General features: G+C 72.2%; 23 protein-coding genes. 11 read left to right on the top strand and 12 right to left on the bottom strand.

Annotation, left to right across the window (positions count from 1 at the left end):
- Window positions 1-2: 2 nt before the first annotated feature.
- On the bottom strand, window positions 3-1958 hold the full coding sequence (locus AB0F17_RS48590) for an AfsR/SARP family transcriptional regulator (protein ID WP_358038381.1): 1956 nt from the start codon (window positions 1956-1958) through the stop codon (window positions 3-5).
- A 93-nt stretch (window positions 1959-2051) separates the two neighbouring features.
- Here AB0F17_RS48590 and AB0F17_RS48585 point away from each other — a divergent pair, with 93 nt between their 5' ends.
- Both AB0F17_RS48585 and AB0F17_RS48580 read left to right on the top strand, forming a co-directional pair.
- Window positions 2052-2930 carry an alpha/beta hydrolase gene (locus AB0F17_RS48585; protein ID WP_358038134.1) on the top strand — a complete coding sequence of 293 codons (879 nt, stop codon included), beginning with the start codon at window positions 2052-2054 and terminating at the stop codon, window positions 2928-2930.
- Between the two features lie 209 nt (window positions 2931-3139).
- Complete coding sequence (locus AB0F17_RS48580) at window positions 3140-3748, top strand: TetR/AcrR family transcriptional regulator (protein ID WP_358038131.1); 609 nt, start codon at window positions 3140-3142, stop codon at window positions 3746-3748.
- Window positions 3749-3756: 8 nt separating this feature from the next.
- Here AB0F17_RS48580 and AB0F17_RS48575 read toward each other — a convergent pair whose 3' ends face one another.
- Window positions 3757-4413: a response regulator transcription factor gene (locus tag AB0F17_RS48575; RefSeq protein WP_358038126.1), complete on the bottom strand. Its 657-nt coding sequence runs from the start codon at window positions 4411-4413 to the stop codon at window positions 3757-3759.
- Window positions 4410-5594, bottom strand: coding sequence for a HAMP domain-containing sensor histidine kinase (locus AB0F17_RS48570; RefSeq protein WP_358038123.1), 1185 nt, complete (start codon window positions 5592-5594; stop codon window positions 4410-4412). The genes AB0F17_RS48575 and AB0F17_RS48570 overlap by 4 nt, the downstream gene beginning before the upstream one ends.
- Window positions 5595-5703: 109 nt before the next feature.
- On the opposite strand from AB0F17_RS48570, the gene AB0F17_RS48565 reads away from it, so the two are divergent.
- Genes AB0F17_RS48565 through AB0F17_RS48555 form a run of 3 tightly spaced genes read left to right on the top strand, consistent with a single transcriptional unit; the run spans window position 5704 to window position 8947 of the window.
- Window positions 5704-6633, top strand: coding sequence for an ATP-binding cassette domain-containing protein (locus tag AB0F17_RS48565; RefSeq protein WP_358038120.1), 930 nt, complete (start codon window positions 5704-5706; stop codon window positions 6631-6633).
- The gene (locus tag AB0F17_RS48560; RefSeq protein WP_358038118.1) at window positions 6630-8174 is read left to right on the top strand and encodes an ABC transporter permease subunit; all 1545 of its coding nucleotides are present in this window, start codon (window positions 6630-6632) and stop codon (window positions 8172-8174) included. The genes AB0F17_RS48565 and AB0F17_RS48560 overlap by 4 nt, the downstream gene beginning before the upstream one ends.
- Window positions 8171-8947 (top strand): ABC transporter permease, encoded by a 777-nt coding sequence (locus tag AB0F17_RS48555; RefSeq protein ID WP_358038116.1) that lies wholly within the window; start codon window positions 8171-8173, stop codon window positions 8945-8947. The genes AB0F17_RS48560 and AB0F17_RS48555 overlap by 4 nt, the downstream gene beginning before the upstream one ends.
- A gap of 1 nt (window position 8948) precedes the next feature.
- Here AB0F17_RS48555 and AB0F17_RS48550 read toward each other — a convergent pair whose 3' ends face one another.
- The 6 genes from AB0F17_RS48550 to AB0F17_RS48525 form a co-directional block, all read right to left on the bottom strand.
- Window positions 8949-10049 carry a hypothetical protein gene (locus AB0F17_RS48550; protein ID WP_358038113.1) on the bottom strand — a complete coding sequence of 367 codons (1101 nt, stop codon included), beginning with the start codon at window positions 10047-10049 and terminating at the stop codon, window positions 8949-8951.
- Window positions 10046-10564 (bottom strand): SigE family RNA polymerase sigma factor, encoded by a 519-nt coding sequence (locus AB0F17_RS48545; RefSeq protein ID WP_358038110.1) that lies wholly within the window; start codon window positions 10562-10564, stop codon window positions 10046-10048. Before AB0F17_RS48545 ends, AB0F17_RS48550 begins: the two co-directional genes overlap by 4 nt.
- A gap of 108 nt (window positions 10565-10672) precedes the next feature.
- Entirely contained in the window at window positions 10673-11233 is a 561-nt protein-coding gene (locus AB0F17_RS48540; RefSeq protein WP_358038107.1) for a GNAT family protein, read from the bottom strand.
- Window positions 11234-11324: 91 nt separating this feature from the next.
- Complete coding sequence (locus AB0F17_RS48535) at window positions 11325-12425, bottom strand: alpha/beta hydrolase (protein WP_358038104.1); 1101 nt, start codon at window positions 12423-12425, stop codon at window positions 11325-11327.
- Window positions 12426-12542: 117 nt separating this feature from the next.
- On the bottom strand, window positions 12543-12866 hold the full coding sequence (locus tag AB0F17_RS48530; protein WP_358038101.1) for a hypothetical protein: 324 nt from the start codon (window positions 12864-12866) through the stop codon (window positions 12543-12545).
- A gap of 100 nt (window positions 12867-12966) precedes the next feature.
- Window positions 12967-13620 (bottom strand): TetR/AcrR family transcriptional regulator, encoded by a 654-nt coding sequence (locus tag AB0F17_RS48525; RefSeq protein WP_358038098.1) that lies wholly within the window; start codon window positions 13618-13620, stop codon window positions 12967-12969.
- Between the two features lie 108 nt (window positions 13621-13728).
- On the opposite strand from AB0F17_RS48525, the gene AB0F17_RS48520 reads away from it, so the two are divergent.
- The 3 genes from AB0F17_RS48520 (at window position 13729) to AB0F17_RS48510 (ending at window position 16100) form a co-directional block, all read left to right on the top strand.
- Complete coding sequence (locus AB0F17_RS48520) at window positions 13729-14676, top strand: NAD(P)-dependent alcohol dehydrogenase (protein ID WP_358038378.1); 948 nt, start codon at window positions 13729-13731, stop codon at window positions 14674-14676.
- 108 nt (window positions 14677-14784) lie between these two features.
- On the top strand, window positions 14785-15630 hold the full coding sequence (locus AB0F17_RS48515; protein ID WP_358038095.1) for a universal stress protein: 846 nt from the start codon (window positions 14785-14787) through the stop codon (window positions 15628-15630).
- Window positions 15627-16100 (top strand): CBS domain-containing protein, encoded by a 474-nt coding sequence (locus tag AB0F17_RS48510; RefSeq protein WP_358038092.1) that lies wholly within the window; start codon window positions 15627-15629, stop codon window positions 16098-16100. Before AB0F17_RS48515 ends, AB0F17_RS48510 begins: the two co-directional genes overlap by 4 nt.
- 21 nt (window positions 16101-16121) lie before the next feature.
- Here the strand turns inward: AB0F17_RS48510 and AB0F17_RS48505 are convergent, their stop codons facing one another.
- Window positions 16122-17162 carry an amidohydrolase family protein gene (locus AB0F17_RS48505; protein WP_358038090.1) on the bottom strand — a complete coding sequence of 347 codons (1041 nt, stop codon included), beginning with the start codon at window positions 17160-17162 and terminating at the stop codon, window positions 16122-16124.
- A gap of 86 nt (window positions 17163-17248) precedes the next feature.
- Here AB0F17_RS48505 and AB0F17_RS48500 point away from each other — a divergent pair, with 86 nt between their 5' ends.
- The gene (locus AB0F17_RS48500; protein ID WP_358038087.1) at window positions 17249-17980 is read left to right on the top strand and encodes a TetR/AcrR family transcriptional regulator; all 732 of its coding nucleotides are present in this window, start codon (window positions 17249-17251) and stop codon (window positions 17978-17980) included.
- Window positions 17981-18025: 45 nt separating this feature from the next.
- Here the strand turns inward: AB0F17_RS48500 and AB0F17_RS48495 are convergent, their stop codons facing one another.
- Window positions 18026-18520: an FBP domain-containing protein gene (locus AB0F17_RS48495; RefSeq protein WP_358038084.1), complete on the bottom strand. Its 495-nt coding sequence runs from the start codon at window positions 18518-18520 to the stop codon at window positions 18026-18028.
- A gap of 74 nt (window positions 18521-18594) precedes the next feature.
- Here AB0F17_RS48495 and AB0F17_RS48490 point away from each other — a divergent pair, with 74 nt between their 5' ends.
- Complete coding sequence (locus AB0F17_RS48490) at window positions 18595-19170, top strand: WHG domain-containing protein (protein ID WP_358038082.1); 576 nt, start codon at window positions 18595-18597, stop codon at window positions 19168-19170.
- A 23-nt stretch (window positions 19171-19193) separates the two neighbouring features.
- Here AB0F17_RS48490 and AB0F17_RS48485 read toward each other — a convergent pair whose 3' ends face one another.
- The gene (locus AB0F17_RS48485; protein WP_358038079.1) at window positions 19194-20045 is read right to left on the bottom strand and encodes an NAD-dependent protein deacetylase; all 852 of its coding nucleotides are present in this window, start codon (window positions 20043-20045) and stop codon (window positions 19194-19196) included.
- A 109-nt stretch (window positions 20046-20154) separates the two neighbouring features.
- Here AB0F17_RS48485 and AB0F17_RS48480 point away from each other — a divergent pair, with 109 nt between their 5' ends.
- Window positions 20155-21714 carry a PucR family transcriptional regulator ligand-binding domain-containing protein gene (locus AB0F17_RS48480; RefSeq protein ID WP_358038077.1) on the top strand — a complete coding sequence of 520 codons (1560 nt, stop codon included), beginning with the start codon at window positions 20155-20157 and terminating at the stop codon, window positions 21712-21714.
- Window positions 21715-21746: the final 32 nt, after the last annotated feature.

Here is a 21746-nt window from a genome sequence, read left to right as displayed (position 1 = left end):
GCTCACAGCGGGCGGCGGAGGGCGGTGGCGAGGTCGTTGAGATGTCCGGAGACCGGGCCGAGGGTGAGCAGGCCGCTGCCCGCCCCCGCCAGTTCCGCCGCCGCGGGGAGGAGCTCGGTGTGGGCGCGTTCCATCGTCTCCCGGTCGCCGACGGCGATGGCCGCCCGCGCGGTGAGGCACCACAGCGCCTCGTACAGCAGGTCGCGGGGCGGTTCCGGGACCAGGCGCAGTGCCGCCGCGGCCTCGCCCGGGCGGTCTCGGGCCAGCAGCACCAGGGGACGGGCCCACGGCTCGTAGGGTCCCCAGTCGATGCCCGCGTCGGCCTGGGCGGGCCGTGCGTGCCGCAGGCGCAGGCACAGCAGCGCAAGCGGCAACAGCCCGGACCGCAGTCCGGGCATGCCGGCGCCGTCCAGCCGCGCGGCGGCGTCCCGGTAGGCAGCCTCCGCCACCGGTGCCTGCTCGGTGGCGGCGAGCCGCAGTGCCCGATACCACTGGGCGAACACGCCTGCCAGTGGCAGTTCGTGACGTTCGGCCAGGCGGTCGGCGGCGGCCGCGTGCTCGTCGGCGCCGGGGAAGTCCGCGAGCGCGCTGCGGGCTTGGAGACGGATGAGGTGCCCGAGCACCTCGAAGGTGACCAGGCCATGCCGGGCTGACAGGGTGACCAGCTCGGCGCCGAGCTCGTCCCGGCGCGGTGCCAGACCCGCCCGGTGGAAGGTCTGCATGAACACGCCGTTGAGGGCGAACGCCAGCAGCGCCGGATCGTCCAGGCGGCGGGCGATCGCCTCCGCCTGCCCTGCCGCCCGGGGTCCGCGCTCCGCACGGGTGCCGCGCGACTCCAGGGCGATCGTGGCCAGCAGCCGGGCCCGCGCCGCCTGGTGCGCGGCGGGCGGGAGGGCGGTCAGGGTGCGTTCGGCCGCCGCCACGATCTGGGCCGCCTGTTCCGGGTCGTCCGAGCGGGTCCAGATCGCCGGTACGTCGTACGCGCCGATCACGCGGGCGGTCAGCTCCGCGTCGCCCAGTTCCTCCGCCGCCGCGACGGCCGCCACGCGATACCGGCGGGCCGCCTCCAGGCCGCCACCCCCGGTCACCGCCAGATTACGCAGCAGGCCAACCGTCGACTCCAGCCGCGCCCGGGCGCCGGAGGCCACGGTCCGGTCATAGGCGGCGGCCGTCTGCGCCCACACCCGGCCCGCCGACCCAGCCGGGTCGAGATGGCCGGACTGGTGCAGGATGTCGCTCTCCAGGCCGCGCAGTGCCGGGCCCGGATCCACCCCCAGCTGCTCGACCAGGAGCGTTCGTGCCCGGCGCAGCACCGCCAGCGCGTCACCCTGGCGGCCGGTACGGTACAGCGCGAGGGCCAGCAGCCGCCACGCGTCCTCGCGCCAAGGATGCTCGGCCACGTGCGCGTCCAGATCCGGCACCGCCTCGGCGGCAAGGCCCAGGTCCAGGCGGGCCTCGGCCCGGCGTTCCACCGCCCGCAGCCGCAGCTCCGCCAGGCGGGCACGCTCCGCCCGGGCCCAGTCCTCCTCGGCGAACTCGGCGTAAGCAGGCCCGCGCCACCATCCCAGCGCCTCCTCCAGCCGGGCGAGCAGACCTTCGGGCGGCAGCGTCGCGGCCACCGCCTCCTCGAACCGCCAGGCGTCCACCGCGTCCGGCTCGGCGCGCAGGGCGTACCCGGGCCCCTCGGTGACCAGCAGCCGGGCGGCGGCGCGCGGCGGGCGCTCGGGCTCCAGCGCGCGGCGCAGCGCGGCCACGAAGGTGCGAACGGCACCCACCGCGCCTGGCGGCGGATCGAGCCACAGGTCCTCGACCAGGCGGGAGACCGGGACGACGCGGCGGCGGGCGACGATCAGCCGGGCCAGCACCGCGCGGTGCCGCGGCCCCTTCAAGGCGATCGCGCCCCCGGCATCGTCCCAGGCCGTCACCGGCCCCAGCACCCCGAACACCTTCCGCGTCATCGCCACCCCGGCCACGCTATAGCGCGCTCATCCGATGCTCATCGGCGCCCGGCAGTCTGGAGACACCCGCTCACCCACGGAAAGGGCTCGACCATGACGCCTGCCATCGCCGGCTTCGACCACCGGCGCGTCCCCGTCGCCGACGGCGTGTCCCTGAACGCGGCCGTCGCCGGCTCGGGCACACCGATCGTGCTGCTGCACGGCTTCCCGCAGACCCACCTGATGTGGCGGCACGTCGCCGCCGACCTCGCGGCCGACCACACCGTGATCTGCCCCGACCTGCGCGGCTACGGCGCCAGCGACAAACCCGCCGAGACCGACGGCACCACCTACGCCAAGCGGACCATGGCCGCCGACATCGTCGCCCTGGCCCACGCGCTGGGACATGAGCGCTTCGCGCTGGCCGGGCACGACCGCGGCGCCCTGGTCGCCTTCCGCGCCGCACTCGATCACCCCGAGACGATCACGCACCTGGCCTGCCTCGACGTACTGCCGACCCTGGACATGTGGGACGTGATGCACGGCGCCGGCGCCGCCGTCGGCTTCCACCTCTATCTGATGGCCCAGCCGCCGGGCCTGCCCGAGAAGCTGATCGCCGCCGGCTCGGACGCCTTCTTCGGCCACTTCCTCGACATCTGGGCCACCGACCCGCAGGCGATCCCCGCCGAGGTCCGGGCCGCCTACCTGGCCGCCTGCCGCGAGGCGGTCCCCTCGATCGTGGCCGACTACCGCGCCTCCGCCGGCATCGACGTCGTGCACGACCAGGCCGACCGGGACGCCGGCAACCGGCTGCGGATGCCGGTCACCGTGATCCAGCAGGACTGGGGCGCCGCCCTCGGCTTCGACGCGGCCGCCCGGTGGCGCGCCTGGGCGCCCGACCTGCGGCATGACACGGTCACCTGCGGTCACTTCATGGCCGAGGAAGCCCCCGCCGACATCACCAAGGCCCTCCGCGACCTCCTCACCCGCTGAACGCCTGCTGGGGGCTGCTCACCCTGCTGGTGGTCGCTTCGGCGGGGGCGGCTCGCCGTACCAGACGCAAGATCTGACAGCGTTACCGGCACCTGCCCACGCGGCAGGAGTGGACCTTGCCCTTGGGTGAAGGCGCAGGATCGTGGTGCCGGCCGCCCTGGCGCCTCAGCTTTGGCGCTACAGGTCGCCCAGCGCCTATAGTTAGTTAGGTGACTGACTCGAAAACTTCCCGGGTGCAGGCCGCGTCCGCCAAGCGGCAGCGGCTGATGGCCGCCGCCGCCCGTGTCGTGCACCAGCAGGGCGCGGAGCGCACCACCATCGCCGACATCGCCCACGCCGCCGACGTCCCGGTGGGCAACGTGTACTACTACTTCAAGACCAAGGACGACCTGGTCGCGGCCGCGCTCACCGAGCACGTCCGGCAACTGGGCCTGCTCACCGGTCAACTGGATCTCCTTGCCGACCCGAGGGAGCGCCTCAAGGGACTCGTGGAGGGGTGGGCCAGTCAGCGTGAGATCGCGGCCCGCTACGGCTGCCCGACCGGGACATTGGCCGCCGAGCTGGACAAACGCACCGAGGGTGGCCTGGACGTGGCGGCGGGCAAGGCCATCCGGGTGCTGCTGGACTGGGCCGAACGCCAGTTCCGCGAGCTCGGGCTGCCTGATCCCGACGGGCTCGCCCTGACCCTGGTGGGCGCCTACCAGGGCATGTCGCTGCTGGCCAACGCCCTGCGTGACCCCGAGATCATGACGCGGCAGTGCGCGAGCCTGGTCGGCTGGCTGGACTCCTTGTCCGCCGAAGGCTCCGAGCGGAGCTGAGCAGCCGCCTAACCGATGCGGTAGCCCACGCCGGGGGTGGTGATGATGATCGGGGGGTCGCCGAGTTTGCGGCGCAGGCGGCCGATGGTGACGGTCACGGTGTTGGTGAACGGGTCGGCGTGCTCGTCCCAGACCTGTTCCAGCAGGTCCTCGGTGCTGAGGAAGGCCGGGGTGGCGCGCAGGAGGGCTTCGAGGAGGGCGAATTCCTTGACCGACAGGTCGAGCCGGTCGCCGTCGCGGGTGGCCGTACGGCGCAGGGGGTCGAGTTCGAGGCCCGCCGCGCGCAGGATACGGGCGCGGGCGGCGGGCCGTCGGCGGGCCAGGGAGCGGATGCGCAGGACCAGTTCGGGGAAGTGGAACGGCTTGGCGAGGTAGTCGTCGGCGCCCAGGGTCAGGCCGCTGACCCGGTCACCGGGCGAGCCGGCCGCGGTCAGCATGAGGACCATGACGCGGTCGTCGCGTTCGGTGATCATCTGGCAGAGGGTGTCGCCGTGGATCCCCGGCAGGTCCCGGTCGAGCACGACCACGTCGTAGGTGTTGAGGTCGAGTTTGGCCGCCGCCTCCAGTCCGTCGTACGCCACGTCCACGGCCATGCCCTGATCACCCAGGCCCTCGACCAGGACGGCGGCGAGGGAGCGCGCGTCCTCGACCACCAGCACCCTCATGCCGCGACACCGGCCCGCGCCGACGCCAGAGGCAGCGAGATGGCGACCCGGAGGCCGCCTTCGGGCCGGGCACGCAGGTCCAGGCCACCGCCGTGCGCCGCGGCGATGGCCGCGACGATCGACAGCCCCAGCCCGGAGCCGTTGCCGGAGCCGGTCCGGTCCGTGCCGAGCCGCTGGAACGGCTGGGCCAGCCGCGCGACCTGCTCCTGGTCGAGCACCGGACCGCCCGTCTCCACGACGAGCAGCGCGCTCGCGCCGTCGGCCGTGGCGGTCAGCCGGATCCAGCCGCCGTCGTGGTTGTGGGTGATCGCGTTGTCGATCACGTTGCCGGCCATGCGGGTCAGGAGCGTCCGGCTGCCCTGCGTCCAGGCGCCGTCATGGACGTCGTCGTCGTGGACGGTCAGGTTCTTGGCCGTGATGTCAGTGGCCCGGGCGACCAGGGCCGCGGCCACCACGCGGCCGAGCGAGAGCGTCGCCCGGTCGGAAAGGGCGCCGTGCTGGGTGCGGGCGAGCATGAGGAAGCCTTCCAGAAGCTGGTCCACCTGGTCGAGTTCGGTGCGGATCCGGTCGGCCAGCGCGATCGTCTGCGCCGGTACGGGCTCCGGCTTGGCCACGGCCACGTCCAGCGAGGCCCGCATGGTCGCCAGCGGGGTACGCAGTTCGTGGGAGGCGTTGGCGACGAAGCGGCGCTGCGCGGCGAAGGAGCCCTCCAAGCGCTCCAGCAGCCCGTCGATGGTGTCGGCCAGGTCCTTCACCTCGTCGGCGGGGCCCGGCGCGGCCAGCCGCTCGTGCAGGTTGTCGGCGGAGATCCGCCGCGTGGTCGCGGTGATCGTCCGCAGCGGGCGCAGCACCCGGCCCGCGACGATCCGGCCCAGCACGACCGACACCACGGCCATGACGGCGAGCGCGACCGCCGAGCCGATCAGGAGCTGGCGCGCCTGGAGCGCCTCGATCTCCGACAACTGGGTCTGGAGCCGGCCGATGAGGTCCTGGGCGGCCCCGAGCGTGAGTTGCTCGCCCGCCGGCATCTGGGCGGGGGAGGCGATCCGCGACCCGAGGCTCACGAGGTTGGTGATGGCCAGCAGCCCGACGCCGGACAGCAGGAACAGGGCACCGTACAGGGCGGTGAAGCGCAGTCGTACGGTGCGGTCGGCCAGCGCCAGACGTCGCAGCTTCCTCATCGGTCCTCTCTCGTTCCATGCCGGCCTCCAGGATGCCGCGCCGGACCTAACAACGACATGACGGCCTCCGTTCGGCCCACGTTATGGCCACGCACGTAGAACCGAACCCATGCAAGCAACCATCGAAGTCGCCGGGCTGCGTAAGCGGTTCGGCCACACCATGGCGCTGGACGGGATGTCCTTCACCGTGACGCCGGGGCAGGTCACCGGTTTCGTCGGCCCGAACGGCGCGGGCAAGTCCACCACGATGCGGGTGATCCTCGGCCTGGACGCGGCCGACGCGGGCACCGCGCTGGTGGGCGGGCGGCCGTACGCCGGTCTGCGCGACCCGCTGCGTCACGTCGGCGCGCTGCTGGACGCCTCGGCCCTGCAGCCCAGCCGCACCGCCCGTAACCACCTGCTGTGGCTGGCCCACTCCCAGGGCCTGGGCGCCGGACGCGTCGATGAGGTGATCGAGCAGGTCGGGCTCGGCTCGGCGGCCCAGCGCAAGGCGGGCGGCTTCTCCCTGGGCATGCGGCAGCGGCTCGGCATCGCCGCCGCGCTGCTCGGCGACCCGCCGGTGCTCATGCTCGACGAACCGTCCAACGGCCTCGATCCCGAGGGCATCATCTGGATGCGCGGTTTCCTGCGGTCGCTGGCCGCCGAGGGCCGCGCCGTGCTGGTCTCCAGCCACCTGATGAGCGAGCTCGAGGACACCGCCGACCACCTCGTGGTGGTGGGCCGCGGCCGGGTGGTCGCCGACACCAGCGTGGCCGGCCTGATCGCGACCGCCTCCGGCGGCCGGGTCGCCCTGCGTACCTCGGCGCCGTCGGAGGCGATGGCGGCGCTGACGCACGCCGGCGCCACCGCGACCGCCACCGGCCGCGACACCCTGACCGTGACCGGTCTGGCGGGCGAGCACATCGTGGCGCTCCTCAACCGGTACGCCGTGCCGTTCTCGGAGGTGTCGGCGCATCGCGCGACGCTGGAGGAGGCGTACATGGAGCTGACCCGGGACGCCGTCGAGTTCCGCGCCGCCGGGCAGGAGGCGGCACGATGACCACCACCGCCCCACACCGAGCTGGGCGTGGCGGCTTCGCGCGGCTGCTGCTCGCCGAGTGGACCAAGTTCCGGACGGTCCGCGGCTGGGTGCTCGCCATGGCGGCCGCGGCGCTGGTCACCGTGCTGCTCGGGCTGCTGTCCGCCTCGGGCAGCCACCAGTCGTGCGACGGTGTCTGCCCCGCGGTCCCGGTGGGGCCGGGCGGCGAAGCGGTGGAGGACAAGTTCTACTTCGTCCACCGGCCGCTGGACGGGGACGGCAGCATCACCGTCCGCGTGACCTCCATGACCGGCCAGATCCGCCTGCCCGACGTCACTCCAGGGAACCGCCGCGTCATCTCCGGGGTCGTGCCGTGGGCGAAGGCCGGAGTCATGATCAAGGAGAGCATGAAGCAGGGCTCCGCCTACGCGGCGGTGATGGTCACCGGTGAGCACGGGGTGCGGATGCAGCACGACTTCACCCAGGATGTGGCCGGCCGCCCGGGCGGCGTCTCGAAGCAGTCCCCGCGCTGGCTGCGGCTGACCCGCTCCGGCGAGGAGCTCACCGGCTACGAGTCCACCGACGGCCGGCAGTGGACCAAGGTCGGCACCGCGCGCCTGACCGGGCTGCCGGCCGCGGTGCAGGTCGGGCTTTTCGCCGCCTCTCCCGGCGACCTGACGGTGACGCAGGGCGACTTCGGCGGGTCCAGCGCGGCATCGCGCTTCGCCGAGGCCACCGCGGTCTTCGACCAGGTGAGCCTCCAGGGGCCGGTCGGCGGTGGTGCATGGCGCCCCGACGATGTCGGAGTCACCCTGAATCCCGATGGGTCGGCGCACCATCCGGGCGGGTTCAAGGAGTCCGGCAGCACGTACACCGTGACCGGGGTCGGCGACATCGCGCCCCTGTCGGACGGCCAGCAGATCGAGAACACCCTCAGCGGTGTACTGACCGGGCTGATCGTGGTGATCGTGGTGGCGGTCATGTTCATCACCGCCGAGTACCGGCGCGGACTGATCCGCACCACCCTGCTCGCCGGGCCGCGACGCGGCCGGACGCTGGCGGCCAAGGCCCTCGCGATCGGCATGGTCACCTTCGTCGCCGGACTGGCAGCCACCACGGCCGCGGTCACGTTCGGTGGGCAGGTCCTGCGCGCCAACGGCAACTACATCCTCCCGGTGACCGCGTTCACCGAACTGCGCGTCATCGTCGGCACGGCGGTGCTGTTCGCGGCCGCCGCCGTCCTCGCCCTCGCGGTGGGCACGTTGTTCCGGCGCAGCGTCGCCGCGGTCATCGTCGCCATCGTGGTGATCGTCGTCCCCTATATCCTCGCGACCGCCTCCGTCCTGCCCGCGGGTGCGGCGCGGTGGCTGCTGCGGCTCACCCCGGCCGCCGGCTTCGCGATCCAGCAGAGCATTCCCGAGTACGCGCACGTGCTCGGCAACTACGCCCCGTCGGCCGGCTACTACCCGCTGGCACCCTGGGCCGGCCTCGCCGTGCTCTGCGGCTACGCCGCGCTCGCGCTCGGCCTGGCCGTCTTCCAACTCCGTCGGAGGGACGCATGAGACAACAGCTTCACGCGGAGTGGACGAAACTCCGTACCCTGGCGGGCACCGGCTGGCTGCTGCTCGGGCTCATCATCCTCACCGTCACCGTGAGCGTCGTGGCGGCCGCCGCCGTGTCCTGCACATCGGCCGGGTGTGACTACGACCCGGCCAAGATCAGTCTTTTCGGAGTCCAGGTAGGCCAGGCGATGGTCGCCATCCTGGCCGTCCTGGCGATCAGCGGCGAGTACAGCACCGGCATGATCCGCACCACTCTGGCGGCGCGGCCGCGCCGGGTCACCGTCCTTGCCGCCAAGGCGGCCGTCGTCACCGGGCTGACGCTGGCCGCGGGCACCGTCGCCGTGCTCGCCTCGATGACGGTCGGGCGGCGTATCCTGCTCGACAACGGCTTCACCCGCGGTCCCGGCAGCCCGATGCTGTCCCTGGCCGAAGGACCGATGCTGCGCGCCGCTTTCGGCTCGATCCTCTACCTCGCGTTGATCGCGCTGCTCAGCCTCGGCATCGCCGCCGCCGTACGGGATTCGGCGACGGCCATCGGAGCCGTGCTCGGCCTGCTCTACATCCTCTCGATCCTGCCCTTCATGATCGCCGACCCGGCCTGGCAGAAGCTCCTCTGGCAGCTCTCACCGATGAACGCCGGGCTCGCCGTCCAGGCCACCACCCACCTGTCCACCCTGCCCCTCAGCCCATGGGCGGGGCTCGGCGTACTCGCCGCATGGGCCGCAGCGGCGCTCCTGGGCGGCGGCCTGCTGCTACGGCTGCGCGACGCGTGACCTACCGATCGGCGGCGCCCGGCAAGGTCACGCGCGGGAATTTGCCGGGGTAGCGGGCCAGTTGCCGGAGCCGCCCAGTGCGGACGTCGACGGCATAGATGAGCTTGGAACCCTTGGTGTCGGAAAAGGCGATGGTGACCTCGGATCCGCTCTCCCAGATCGAGGTGCCCCCGAGGCTGCCGTTTTCCGGCAGGCCGCGGATGGCCACCTTCCGCAGGGTCCGCCCGCTCTTGGTGTCGAGAAGGGTGAGCGTGCGCTTCTTCAGGTCCCGGAACTCGACGGCGGCCACCGTACGGCCGTCCGGGGCGAGCTCGCTGAACATGATGAACGTGCCAGGGAAGCGCACCGGCGCGCCTCCACCGGTGACGGGCATCAGCCACAAGTCGGTCTTGATGTACCGGACCAGTTCGGCGACGCCGTCCTTGACGCTGACCGCCTCGTATTTGCCGGGCACCTGCACCGTCTTGCCCGTGTGCATGTCGATCAGCGATCCGGGCTCCTTGCTCCCCACATGAGGGTCGAAGACCACGTAGCGGCCGTCGTCGGAGACCACGAGCATCGAACCTAGGCCGATCCGTTCCTCCTTCACCGTGACCGGGGAGGTCACCTCGGATCCGGTCATCAGGTCGCGGACCACATGCGCCTGGGCTTGATGGCTGTAGTAGGCGAGCATGCGCCCGTCCCGGCTGATCGCGACGGGCACGCGCCGCTGCTTGGTGGTGTTGACGAGGGCCTGCGGCACCCGGTAGGTCGTGCCGGCGCGGGTGACCACCCGCCACTCGACGGCACTGCAGTCGACTCGCCGGGCCATGTCGTCGACCTCGCAGGGTGTCTGGTAAGCGCTGCCGATCAACCCCACCTTGCCGTCGGGCAGGTCGGGCACCGTGTCGGCGCCGCGCGGCGTGGCGGTGCGGTCGCCCCACGACCACGGCAGCGCCGCGGCGGTGGTCCCCGCGCCCAGCAGCACCACGACCGCGGCGACCGCGGCCACTGTCCGGGTGGTGCGCCGCCTGCGCCGGTGGCCCGCGATGGCCAGGTCGACCAGGCTCACCATGGGGGCCTCGTCGGCGAGGTCGTTCAGCGCCTCACGCAGCCTCGTCATCGGATCACCTCCTCGATCTCGGAATCGGACAGCAGATGCGCCAACTCGGGCGCGACCATGCGCAGGCGGGCCAGCGCGTGATGGACCTGGCTTTTCACGGTGCCGACCGCGCAGCCGAGCACCTCGGCCGTCTGCGCCTCGGTGAGGTCCTCCCAGAAACGCAGCACGACCACGGCACGCTGCTTGGGCGTCAACTTGGCCAGCGCCTGGCGCAGCACGATCCGGTCGAGTGCGGCTCCGTCGTAGGAGGTGCCGCGTTCGGGCGGGTCGGCGCTCGGTGACTCGGGACGTGGCCGGCGCCTCCAGGAGATGTACTGGTTGACCAGTGCCTTGCGCGTGTAGGCCTCGGGGTTGCCGCCTTTGGACAGCTTGGACCACTGCCCGAGAACCTTGATGAGGACGCTCTGCAGCAGGTCCTCGGCGAGGTGGGCGTCTCCCGTGAGCAGGTACGCGTTCCGCATCAGCGCTTGCTGGCGGGCGAGGACGAACTCGCGGAAGCCGACATGACGATCCAATGTGATCTCCTCTCGCTCGTTGCCAACGCGACTCGGCGGGCGAAAGGTTGCAGTCCCTCCTCGCTTTTCTCCGGCTGTGCGATCGACGTGGCCTCCGGCGCTGAGGTTCTAAGAGGCCGGCCGGGCCGCCCGCCACTCCGGCGCGAGTACCGACCAGACCTCGATGTCGTGCCGCTTCCCCCGGTACCAGTAGCTCTCCCGCAGCACGCCGTCCTTGGTCATCCCGAGCCGCCGGGCCACCGCGATGCTGGCCGCGTTCGCGGCCGAGACCTGCCACTCCACGCGGTGGATGCCCCGCTCCTCGACGGCCCAGTCGATGATCACGCGGATGGCCCTGGTCACCAGGCCCCTGCCCGCCGCCGACGGCTCCAGCCAGCAGCCCGCCTCCGCGGTGCCGTGCTCGAGGTCCATCGTCCGGAAGATGACCCCGCCGACCAGCGTGCCGTCCGCCCAGATGCCGTGGATCCGCCCGGCGTCGGCCGCGGCCTTCTCCGCGTACGCCCGCAGGAACGAGCGGCTCGACTCCAGATCCGTGACCCTGTCCGGCATCGCGACGTGCTGCCCGATGAACTCCCGTCCCCGATCTATGTGGGTCAGGAACTCCTCGGCCTGCCACGGCTCAAGCGGCCGCAACTCCGCGCCGTCGTCACCCAGGGATATCGCGTACATGGCCCTCTTCCACCCTCGAAACCATCACCTATCGCCACGGATCTTCTCACGTGGGCGATGCGGAGCCTTCACCTGGCCGGAGCAGGACGAACTACAGACGCAGCTGGGCGGCGGTCGCCCGCCAGATGCCGGAGGCGGGATCGATGACGGCGAAATGGTCGCCTCGCTGCTCGACATGGACCAGCTCGTCACCGGCCTGCCGCCCCCTGGCGGCGTAGCGGCGGTTGAAGTCGACGAGGTCGAGGTCGTCGTCCAGCCCTTGCACGATCAACTGCGGCACGCCCAGCGGCAGCCGGGTCAGCGGGTCGGCGGCCGCGTACACCTCGGGGATCTCGTCCGGAGCGCCGCCCAGGGCAGCCGGGACGGCGCCCGAGCTGATCCGCCGCCGGGCGCCTTCGCCGAGGTCCAGCACCCCGGCCAGCGAGACCGCCAGCGCGATCCCGGCCACGTCGGCGGCCAGTCGCAGGGCGAGCTGCCCGCCCGCCGAATGGCCGATCACCGCGGTCCGGCCGAGGTCGAGCGGGTGCTCGCGGGCCGCGGTGGCCAGCGCGGCGAATCCGGCGGCGACGTCCGCGGTGGTCGCGTCCCAGCCATGCCGGTCCGGGCGGCGGTATTCGAGGTTCCAGGCGGCGTAGCCGCGCCCGGCCAGATCGATGCTCAGCGCGTCCATCAGGTCGGCGCCCCAGATCGAGCGCCAGTATCCGCCGTGCAGCATGACGGCGACCGGCAGCGGCCGGGTGTCATGATCGGGCGGCAGGCGGAGCTCGGCCCACTGGTCGGTGTGCGGGCCGTAGGAGATCCTGCGCGCCGGGTGGCGCAGCCGGTGTACGGCGTGCCGGATCGCCCAGGTCAGCCCCGCTATCCCGCGGCCGAAGAGGTGAACGGAGCCGGCGGCGACCTCGGCCGGCCCGGTGTCGGTCACGTCGTACCACACGGTCCGGGAAGTGTGGGATCCGGGCCGCGTGAGCATCGACCGGATGGCGGGGTCGGCTCCCGGCAGCGCCACGATCGCGCAGGTGTCGTCACGGCCGCCGTCGAGGAGCAGTTTCCCCAGCGCCTCGACGTCGGCGGCGGCCTCCAGCCGGCCGGGCAGCCCGAGCGCGTCGCAGGCGGTCGCCACGATCTGCCGGAGCAGCCCCAGGTCGGCGACGAGCCGCGGGCCGGTGACGACCACGAGATGAAGGTCCGTCACGGTTTCTCCAGACAAGGGCGAGGAAGCGCGGCGCGTTGCCGGACACCAGTCTGCCGCGCCGCTCGCCCGCCAGGAAGCCGGCCGTACGCACGACGCGCCGGGCGGGGCCGGTGGGCTTCAGACCCAGAGGTAGCTGACTCTGACCTGCAGCGCCCCGTTGAACTCGATGCTGACCCGGGTGTCGACGCCGCCCTCGAAGGCGCGGACGTTGTGCACGGTCATACGGGCGCCGCCGATGAAGGGGCGACCGTTGGCGTCGACCTCCGTGATCGACACGGTGACCGGGGTGAACGGTGTGACTCCGATCAGCGGGGCGCGGAGGATGACCTCGCCGCCGGCGTTGAAGAGGACGTTCCAGCCGGTGGCCTGGTCGGTGGCCGTGGCGGGCGGGTTGGTGTCGGCTTCGATGATGGGGATGACGCCGACGGCTTCCGTGGACATGGGGGCCCCTTTCTGGACGAGCCCGTCTGGCTCTCTCCCATAGTCGGCAGCTTCCTGGTCTTCCACATCCCCCCTGATCTGGGGGGATAGGGCGCTGGAGCTAGTGGCGGCGCGGGGGGTGGTGGATCTGGTGCAGTTCCAGCGGTGCGGGCGGCGCCAGGGGTTCGGCGTGGCCGGCCCGGAAGGACTGGAGGAGGTAGGTGACCAGGCGCCGGGACGCGGCCGGCGAGACCTGCTGGGACCCTTCGACGACGCCGCAGTTGGCGAGGAGCAGGAGAGGGATGTCGGTGGGGTCGAAGTCGTCGCGCAACTGCCCGGTGTCTTTGGCCCGCCGTACCAGCTCGGCCAGGCCGTCCTCGGCGCGGGTGCGTTCGCGGTCGTAGTCGATGGCGTCGGGGAACTGGGAGAGGAACGCGCCGGTGAAGCCCCGGTCGGTGGCCTGCATGGCGCACACCTTTTCGATGACGGAGCAGAAGCCGCGCCAGGGATCGGGGTCCGCCAGCGCCTCGTCGAGGATCGCGACGCAGTGGGCGAACTGTTCGGCGAAGGCTTCGTTGATGAGTGTGGCGCGGGTGGGGAAGTGCCGGTAGAGGGTGGCCGCGCCGACGCCGGCCCGGCGGGCGATCGTGGTGACGGGCACGTCGATTCCCCGGACGGCGTACGCCTCGCGGGCGGCTCGGAGGATGCGCTCGCGGTTGTGCCGGGCGTCGGCACGCATGGCCGCAGGGGGCTTCTGAGAGGGCTGAGCGGGCATATCTCTCACTTTACCGTAAATGGAATGGGTCATCCGTTTAAGGCTTTAGCTTGGGCGAGCAAGCGGAACATCCCTCCGCTGACAGAACAGGATGAGATCGTGAACGAGATGCGCGCGGCCCTCTACGACCGGTACGGGCCCCCGGAGGTGCTGTACGAGGGCAAGGTCCCCGTGCCGGCCGTCAAGCCCGACCAGGTGCTGGTCCGCGTGCACGCGGCCAGCGTCAACGGCGGCGAGCTGCACGGCCGGGCCGGGCGGGTGCGGTTGGTGACCGGGCGCCGCTTCCCCCAGCGCACCGGGATCGACTTCGCCGGCGAGATCGCCGAGGTCGGCTCCTCGGTGACCGGACCGCGGGAAGGGGAACGGGTGTGGGGCGCCCTGCCGCGGCGGTTCGGCAGCGCGGCGGAGTACGTGGCCGTCCACCCGCGGCAGATCTCCCTCGCCCCCGCCGACCTCACCCCGGTGCAGGCCGTCTCCCTCCCGGCGGGCGGAACGACCGCGATCACCGCCCTGCGCGCCAAAGCCCGGCTCAAGCCCGGCGAACGCCTTCTGGTGCGCGGCGCCAGCGGCGGGGTCGGCAGCGTCGCGGTCCAGCTCGGCAAGGCCCTCGGTGCTCACGTGACCGCTCTCGCGGGTTCGCGGAACCTGGACTTCGTCCGCGGCCTGGGTGCCGACGAGGTGCTCGACTACCGGACGGCCCACCCGTCGGAGCTGGGCAGGTTCGACGTCATCATGGACACCGTCGGCACTCAGCACTCCCTCTACCGCGGGCTGCTGGCTCCGGGCGGACGCATGGTGGCCATCGCCTTCGACATCGAGAACGTCCTCGCCAGCCTCTCCTACGTCCTCGCCTCGACCGTCCACGGCTCCCGGCGGGTGCGTTTCTTCAGCGGCAACCCCCGGCACGAGCTGTTCGCCGAGCTGACCCGGTACGCGGAGAACGGCGACATCCGCCCCGTCGTCGACACCGTCCACCCCCTCGCCGGCATCGCCGCGGCCCACCGCGCCCTGGAGGCCGGTGGCGTACGCGGAAAGCACATCATCCAGATCGGGTGAGCGCCCTTGGGACCAATGGCACCCGAATTCGGGACTTCGTCCTCCGGTGGCCGGGTCCCTGTTTCGCGAGCCTGGAGGTGGAAGGCGGGCTCGTGAAGGGAGACCGGGATGAACGGACGGATCGTTGCCGGGGTGGACGGCTCCGCTCCGGCGACGGCGGCGGCGGAGTGGGCCGCCGCCGACGCGCGGCGCCGGGGGCTGGATCTGCGGATCGTGCACATCTGCGAGCAGTGGCCGCACGGAGTCGGTGACTTCAGCACGGAGTACTGCGCGGGTGCGCTGGAGGCCGCCGCCGATCGGGCCCGCGAGCTGGCCGGTGAGGTCGAGGTGACGACGGACCTGCGCGCGGGGAACGTGATCGACGAGCTGATCGGCGAGTCCGCGTCGGCTGACAGCCTGGTGCTGGGCAGCCGGGGGCTCGGCGGCTTCGAGGGCATGGTGCTCGGCTCGGTCAGCACGGCCGTCGCGGGCCACGCGCGGGGTCCGGTGGTGATCGTACGCGGGGCCAGGCGGGAAGAGTACGGCCGGATCGTCGTCGGCTACGACGGGTCGGCGCATTCCGAGGCGGCCATGCAGTACGCCATCGAGCAGGCCCGCGCGTGCCATGCGCGGCTGCACGTCCTGTACGCCTGGCAACTGCCGGTCTTCTCGCCGTACGCGGCCGCCTACGACAGCCTGCTGGAGAAGGCCTTCCAGCACGAGGTTCATGCGGCGGGCGAGCGGGTAGCGCCTTGGCGGGAGAAGAACCCGGATGTCGAGATCACCGACGAGAACCTGTGCGAGCACCCGGCCGGCGCCCTGATCAGGGCCGCGGCCACGGCCGACCTGGTCGTGGTCGGGTCGCGGGGGCTGGGCGGCTTCGCTTCGGCGGTGCTGGGCTCGGTCGGTCACGCCGTGCTGCACCACGTGACCTGCCCGGTCGCGGTCGTACGGGCCCGCCAGGAGGGACCATGAACCTGAGCATCGAGTCGCTGACCGCCGAGCTGGTGATGAGCCGCATCCTGGTGGCCGTCAGGGCGGATGAGTCGCCGCTGATGGCCTGGGAACTGATGCGCCGCGCCGACGTGCGCCATCTGCCGGTGGTCGAGGGGCAGCACGTCCTGGGCATCCTGTCGCGCGAGCAACTGGCGGCCTCCTGGTCGGGCGGTCCGCAGGAACAGTCGAACCGCCGGGTGAGCGAGCTGCTGGCCGGCGAACGCAGGCCGCGCGTGCAGCCGGACGACCTGCTGACCCGGGTCGCGGCCGTCATGATGGACGCCGGCTGTGACGCCGTACCCGTCGTGTCCGACCGGGGACTGGTCGGGATGATCACCGCTCGCGATGTCGTGTCGGCGGTGGCGGGCCGTACCCAGCACGTGAAGGAGCGCGGCGAGGTGGTGACCGGCATGTTCCACCTCGAGCCCGTCATACCGGCGCGGAGCTGAGTCCTGAGGAGAAGCGTGGCGCTAGTGATGCCCGCCAGTGGCTGCGACGTGCCCGGTCAGCCGCTCCCAGTTGCCGGACCCGATCGCGGCCTTCTGCTCCTCGGTGAACGGCGCTCCCTCCAGGAACGACCGTGCGACCCCGCCGCTGGTGTCGAGGTACGGGAAGCCGCCGGGCCGCGTCCCGTAGGTGTAGGGGTAGTCGGTGGAGTACAGCATGCGTTCGGTCCCGACGACCTCCGCGGTCCACCGCAGGTAGCGCTCGCTCACCGTGCCGCTGCCCGCTACCCAGAAGTTCTGGCGGAAGTAGTCGGCCAGGGGCCGCTCCAGCTTCGCGTCGCGCGCCAGGATGCCCGTGTGGTCGAGGTAGAAGAGGATGACCTCACCCCAGTGCCCGGCGATCACCTGCAGCTCGGGGTGGCGGTCGAACACCCCGGAGAAGATCATCCGTAGGTACTGAACGCCCAGGTCGTAGTACCAGCCCAGCCCCGCGGTGGCCAGCCCCATGCCGACGTCGCCCAACCCCGAGTAGTACGCGTCCAGGACCGGCTGCGCGGGGGTCTGCGGGTGGAAGTGCAGGGGTACCCGGAGCCGCGCGGCGGCCGCGTAGAGGTCGTCGAACTCCGGCGCGTCGGCCAGCCTGTCCCCGGTGCGCCCGTACAGCATCGCGCCGCGGAAGCCGAGCCGCGTGACCGCGCGTTCCAGCTCCTCGACGGCGGCTTCGGGCGCCGGCGTCGGGATGGCCGCGAGCGCCTGGAACCGCTCCGGGTTGCCGGCGACGACCTCGGCGAGCGCGTCGTTCGCCTCACGCGCGACGCTCACGGCGTCCGCCGCCGCGAGGTTCTGTACGCCCGGTGTGGCCAGGGACAGCACCGCGACGTCCACGCCCTGATCGTCCATGTCGGCCAGGCGCCGATCGGAGACGTCGCGCAGCCGCCGCGCGATCGGCTCGTCGCCGTAGCCGCGCTGCGGAATCTGCGGCATCCCCGCCCGCGTCCAGGCGTCGAGCACCACCGGCAGGGCGACGTGTTCCTCAAGCCCGATGATGCGGATTTTCGCTGGCATCTCATACTCCTGACATTTCCAGTGGCAACACTTTGACGGTATCACTGATACTAGCGACGGTACATCGATGGCCGTATCATTGATTCATGCCTCGAGGAGCGAAGGACGACGCGTCCGAGACCGCGGCCGGCGGGCGCGAGCTCATCCGCCGGCGCGTGATCGAGGCCGCCGCGGACCTGCTCGCGCGTGAGGGCCGCGACGCGGTCACCACCCGCGCGGTCGCGGCGGCGGCCGGGTTGCAGCCCCCGGCGATCTATCGCCACTTCGCCGACATGGACGCGCTGCTCGAGGCGGTGGCCGAGCACGGCTACGTCACCTTCCTGGCGGCCAAGCGCGTCGATCCCCACCCGCCCGACCCGATCGAGGACCTGCGCGCGGGCTGGGACCTCGCCGTCGAGTTCGGCCTCGCCAACCCCGCGCTGTACGTGCTGATGTACGGCGAGCCCAGACGCGGCACGACGTCAGCCGCTTTCCAGGCCGGCATGGAGATCCTGCTGGGGCGCATCCGGCGCCTCGCCGCCGGCGGCTGGCTGCGCGTCGACGAACGGCTCGCGGCCGCCCTCATCCACGCGACGGCGCGCGGCGCCGTGCTCACCTGGCTGTCGCTGCCCGCCGATCAACGCGACCCGGCCCTGCTGACCGCCATGCGGGAGTCGATGGTCACCGCCGTCACCAACGAGAAGCCCGCCGTGCGGGACGCGGGCCCGGCCGGCGCGGCTCGGGCCTTGCGTGCCGCACTGCCCGAGCAGACAACGCTGAGCGGCGCGGAGCGGCACCTCCTCAGCGAATGGCTCGACCGCCTGGCCGCCGACGGCTAGGAGTTCAGAGCGGTCGTCTTTGTACGACGTCGGCGATGACCGTGGTCACCCGACCACCTTGTCCAGGAACCCGGCCAGGTTGGCCGTGGTCCGCTCGATCTGCTCCTCCAGCGTGAGCGACTCGTGCAGCCGCCCGCCGGGCCCGGCCTCCTTCTTCCCGCGCAGGTAGAGCGAGCAGGCCAGATCGGTGCAGATGTAGGCGCCCACCGAGTTGCCCTGCTGCCCGGTCCGCCCCGCTCTGCGCGCGGTCATCAGCGAGACGCCGTCTCCCGTGTGCATGGTCAGGCAGAACGAGCACATGCTGCGCCGTACATGCCCGGCATGCGGCGCGGCCCGGCGCAGCGCCACCCCCACGAACCCGTCGCCGGACTCGGCGACCAGATAGGCCCGTTCCGGCGAGGCGGGGTCCCGCCACCCGAGGAAGTCCAGGTCGTCCCACGGCCGCGCGGCCAGATCCCTGGGCACGGACAGGCGCTTCGCCTCGCCCTTGGTGCAATTGACCAGTGAAGCGCGGATGTCACGCTCGGAAACCGCTCTCATAGGTGGGGAAGCTAGCTTCCCTAGGAGTATTATGCAAATACTTAATGCCTCTAGGTAAGCGAGAAGGGCGGCACATGGCACGCGCGGGGCTGACCGCCGAACGCCTGACCCAGGCGGCGGCGGAACTGGCCGACGAGGTCGGCTTCGAGAACGTGACCGTCTCGGCGCTCGCGCGCAGATTCGGCGTCACGGATCCGAGCCTGTACTCCCACATCAAGAACGCGCGGGACCTGAGGACGAGGGTGGCGGCACTGGCCCTGGCGGAGCTCGCCGACAGGGCCGCCGCCGCGCTGGCCGGCCGCGCGGGCAAGGACGCGCTGGCCGCCTTCGCGGGCGCGTACCGGGACTATGCGAAGGAGCATCCGGGCAGGTACGCCGCGGCGCAGATCGAGCTCGACCCCGAGTCGGCGGCCGCCGACGCCGCGCGCCGGCACGCGGAGATGACGCGGGCGATACTGCGCGCCTATGAGCTTCAGGAGCCCGACCAGACGGATGCGGTACGGCTGCTGGGCAGCACGTTCCACGGGTATGTGAGCCTGGAGCGGGCGGGCGGGTTCAGCCACCACCCGCGCGACGTGGACGCCTCGTGGTCCAGAGCTCTGGACGCCCTCGACTCCGTTCTCAGAAACTGGCCGCCGGCTGACGAGTGACCGCGCCCTGGGCTCGGTGTGTTTCAGAGCCGGGCGGCGAGGTGGGTCAGTGTCACGCCGAGGGGTGCGTCCAGGGTGAGCACGGCTTCGGCGTCACCGCCGGTCGGCCCCTGGTTCACGATGGCGATCGGGATGCCGAGCGCGGCGGCCTTGGTGACGAATCGCAGGCCGGATCGGACCGTCAGCGACGACCCGAGGATCAGCAGCGCCCGCGCCCCCGCGACGAGCGCGAAGCACTCGTCCACCCGGGTCCTGGGCACGTTCTCGCCGAAGAACACCACGTCGGGCTTGAGCAGCCCCCCGCACGTCGCGCAGTCCACCACCCGAAACCTCTCGACCTGCTCATCGGCGAGCACGGCGTCACCGTCAGGGTTGATCTGCCCGCTGGCCTCCCAGCCGGGATTGGCTGAGCGCAGGCGGTCCTCCAGCTCCGTACGGGAGGTCCGCTCCCGGCAGGTCAGGCACACGACCCGGTCGAGCCCGCCGTGCAACTCGATCACCCGCCGCGCGCCGGCCGCCTGGTGCAGGCCGTCCACATTCTGCGTGACGATCCCCTCGATGAGCCCGCGCCCCTCCAACTCGGCCACCGCCCGATGCCCCGCGTTGGGCGCGGCCAGGCCGATCTGCCGCCACCCGACGTGACTGCGCGCCCAGTAGCGCCGCCGCGCCTCCGCGCTGCCGACGAACCGCTGGTACGTCATGGGCTCCGCCCGCCGGGCCCGGCCTGTCGGCCCCCGGTAGTCAGGGATCCCCGACTCCGTCGACAGCCCCGCCCCGCTGAGCACCGCCACACCGCCCCCGGCCACCAACTCGGCCAGCGACGCGAGCGGCGAACGGCCGAGCACGCTCCTGGGGCCTCCCGCACTTTCGGTCACAGCACCATGGTGCCCGACGCGTCACGATGCCCGGGTACGAGCCTGCCGATCTCCAGAGGGGGTGGACGAAGTTCCACAGAAATAGCTGTCTGCTGTATAGAGTCACACCGTGTTCACGATCCAATCCCTGGTCGATCGCTCCTCGCTCGAACTCGGCGTGCTGGTGCCGGGCCGTCCGGGCGCGCTGGAGGAGCCCATCGCCTGGGTGCACAACACCGAGCTGCCCGACCCGTCGGCTTACGTACGTGAAGGCGAGCTCGTGCTGACGAACGGCGTGTGGCTCGACCGGGTGGATCCGGAGCGGTTCGTCCGCCACGTCAAGAAGGCCGGGGCCGGCGGCATCGTGTTCGGCCTCCGCGCCGAGCTGCCCGCCACTCCGCCCGCGCTCATCGAGGCCTGCCGCGAGGAGGAGCTGCCGCTGCTGGAGATCTCCATCGCGGTTCCGTTCACGGCGGTCTCGGAGGCCGTCGCCGACATGCTGGCCGACGAGCGCAAGCAGTCGCTGGTTGGCATGGTGCGCAGGGGAGACGCCCTGGCCACGGCGATCTCCCGGGGCGCCGGCGCCTCCGGCGTGCTCGACGTCCTGCGGCGCGACCACGACCTGCCGCTCGCGGTGGTCGACCGGATGGCTCGCTCGCTCGCGGTGGCCGGCGCCGACCTCGCGGCGGACCAGCTGCACGCCGTGGCCGCGGGGCTGGCCAGGCATCCGCCTGCCCTGGAGGTGGATCTGGGGGAGGTGGGACGCGTGGCGCTGTTCCCGGTGGGCGCCGTCGGCGACATCGACGCGGCCCTCATCTGCCTGCGCCCCTTGCGCGAGCTCGCGGCGGCCGAGCGGGCGGCGCTGGAGCAGACGGCCCGGTTCCTGAGCCTGGAGGTCGCCAAGCAGCAGGCCGTCCAGGCGATCGAGATGCGCTTCGCGTGCGAGCTCCTGGAGATGATCCTGTCGGGCGGCCGGCGCGCCACGGAGGTCCCCGGCCGGCTGCGCGCCTTCGGGGTCGATCCGGGCGGCCCGCTGGCCGTGTGCGCCGTGGCGTTCGCGCAGGGCGAGGCCGCCACGATGCACGGGCTCGCCGAGGTGATCGGGGAGCTCTTCGCGGCCGAAGGCGTGCCGGCGGTCGTCGCCGGCGGCACGCAGGACGTAGTCGCCGTGCTGCCCTGGCGCCATCCCGAGCGCGAGCTGCCGCTGCTCGCCCAGCGCCTGGTGCGCGGCGTCGAGCGGCGCTTCCCCGGCCGCCGCCCGGTCGCGGGGCTGAGCGGCATCGCCGCCCAGACGGCCGAGCTGCGACCCCGGCTCCTGCAGTCCAGGGAGGCCTGCCGCGTGCTGCGGCGCACCTCCACGGGACCTTCCGTACGGGCCTTCGCCGAGCTGGGGACGCACCGGCTGCTCCTCGGAATGCTCGACGCGGAGACTACGCACCAGTTCTCCGGCGAGCTCCTCGGGGCGATGAAAGACCATGACGCGCGGCGGGATGGTGAGCTCGAGCTGACGCTACGGACGTTCCTCGATCACGATGGGCAGTGGGGGGCGACGGCCGCAGCGCTGCACGTCCATGTCAACACGCTGCGCAACCGGCTGGCCAAGATCACCGAGCTCACCGGCCGGGACGTGGGCCGCACCGAGGACCGGGTGGACCTGTTCCTGGCGCTGACCATCGACGCGATGGACTGAGCTCCACCGGGGAGACCCGCCTGCTGCCGTGC

It is taken from the genome of Nonomuraea sp. NPDC026600, from assembly GCF_040638335.1.
Classification (GTDB): Bacteria; Actinomycetota; Actinomycetes; order Streptosporangiales; family Streptosporangiaceae; genus Nonomuraea.
This window is presented reverse-complemented; position numbering and strand designations above follow the sequence as displayed.

Bases quoted from the DNA above. Each gene is read 5' to 3' on its own strand.
- AB0F17_RS48525 (WP_358038098.1), bottom strand. From the start codon at position 13,620: ATGCCCGCTCAGCCCTCTCAGAAGCCCCCTGCGGCCATGCGTGCCGAC.
- AB0F17_RS48575 (WP_358038126.1), bottom strand. From the start codon at position 4,413: ATGAGGGTGCTGGTGGTCGAGGACGCGCGCTCCCTCGCCGCCGTCCTG.
- AB0F17_RS48500 (WP_358038087.1), top strand. From the start codon at position 17,249: ATGCCTCGAGGAGCGAAGGACGACGCGTCCGAGACCGCGGCCGGCGGG.
- AB0F17_RS48530 (WP_358038101.1), bottom strand. From the start codon at position 12,866: ATGTCCACGGAAGCCGTCGGCGTCATCCCCATCATCGAAGCCGACACC.
- AB0F17_RS48590 (WP_358038381.1), bottom strand. From the start codon at position 1,958: ATGACGCGGAAGGTGTTCGGGGTGCTGGGGCCGGTGACGGCCTGGGAC.
- AB0F17_RS48510 (WP_358038092.1), top strand. From the start codon at position 15,627: ATGAACCTGAGCATCGAGTCGCTGACCGCCGAGCTGGTGATGAGCCGC.
- AB0F17_RS48585 (WP_358038134.1), top strand. From the start codon at position 2,052: ATGACGCCTGCCATCGCCGGCTTCGACCACCGGCGCGTCCCCGTCGCC.
- AB0F17_RS48555 (WP_358038116.1), top strand. From the start codon at position 8,171: ATGAGACAACAGCTTCACGCGGAGTGGACGAAACTCCGTACCCTGGCG.
- AB0F17_RS48515 (WP_358038095.1), top strand. From the start codon at position 14,785: ATGAACGGACGGATCGTTGCCGGGGTGGACGGCTCCGCTCCGGCGACG.
- AB0F17_RS48550 (WP_358038113.1), bottom strand. From the start codon at position 10,049: ATGACGAGGCTGCGTGAGGCGCTGAACGACCTCGCCGACGAGGCCCCC.
- AB0F17_RS48490 (WP_358038082.1), top strand. From the start codon at position 18,595: ATGGCACGCGCGGGGCTGACCGCCGAACGCCTGACCCAGGCGGCGGCG.
- AB0F17_RS48570 (WP_358038123.1), bottom strand. From the start codon at position 5,594: ATGAGGAAGCTGCGACGTCTGGCGCTGGCCGACCGCACCGTACGACTG.
- AB0F17_RS48565 (WP_358038120.1), top strand. From the start codon at position 5,704: ATGCAAGCAACCATCGAAGTCGCCGGGCTGCGTAAGCGGTTCGGCCAC.
- AB0F17_RS48505 (WP_358038090.1), bottom strand. From the start codon at position 17,162: ATGCCAGCGAAAATCCGCATCATCGGGCTTGAGGAACACGTCGCCCTG.
- AB0F17_RS48540 (WP_358038107.1), bottom strand. From the start codon at position 11,233: ATGTACGCGATATCCCTGGGTGACGACGGCGCGGAGTTGCGGCCGCTT.
- AB0F17_RS48560 (WP_358038118.1), top strand. From the start codon at position 6,630: ATGACCACCACCGCCCCACACCGAGCTGGGCGTGGCGGCTTCGCGCGG.
- AB0F17_RS48520 (WP_358038378.1), top strand. From the start codon at position 13,729: ATGCGCGCGGCCCTCTACGACCGGTACGGGCCCCCGGAGGTGCTGTAC.
- AB0F17_RS48495 (WP_358038084.1), bottom strand. From the start codon at position 18,520: ATGAGAGCGGTTTCCGAGCGTGACATCCGCGCTTCACTGGTCAATTGC.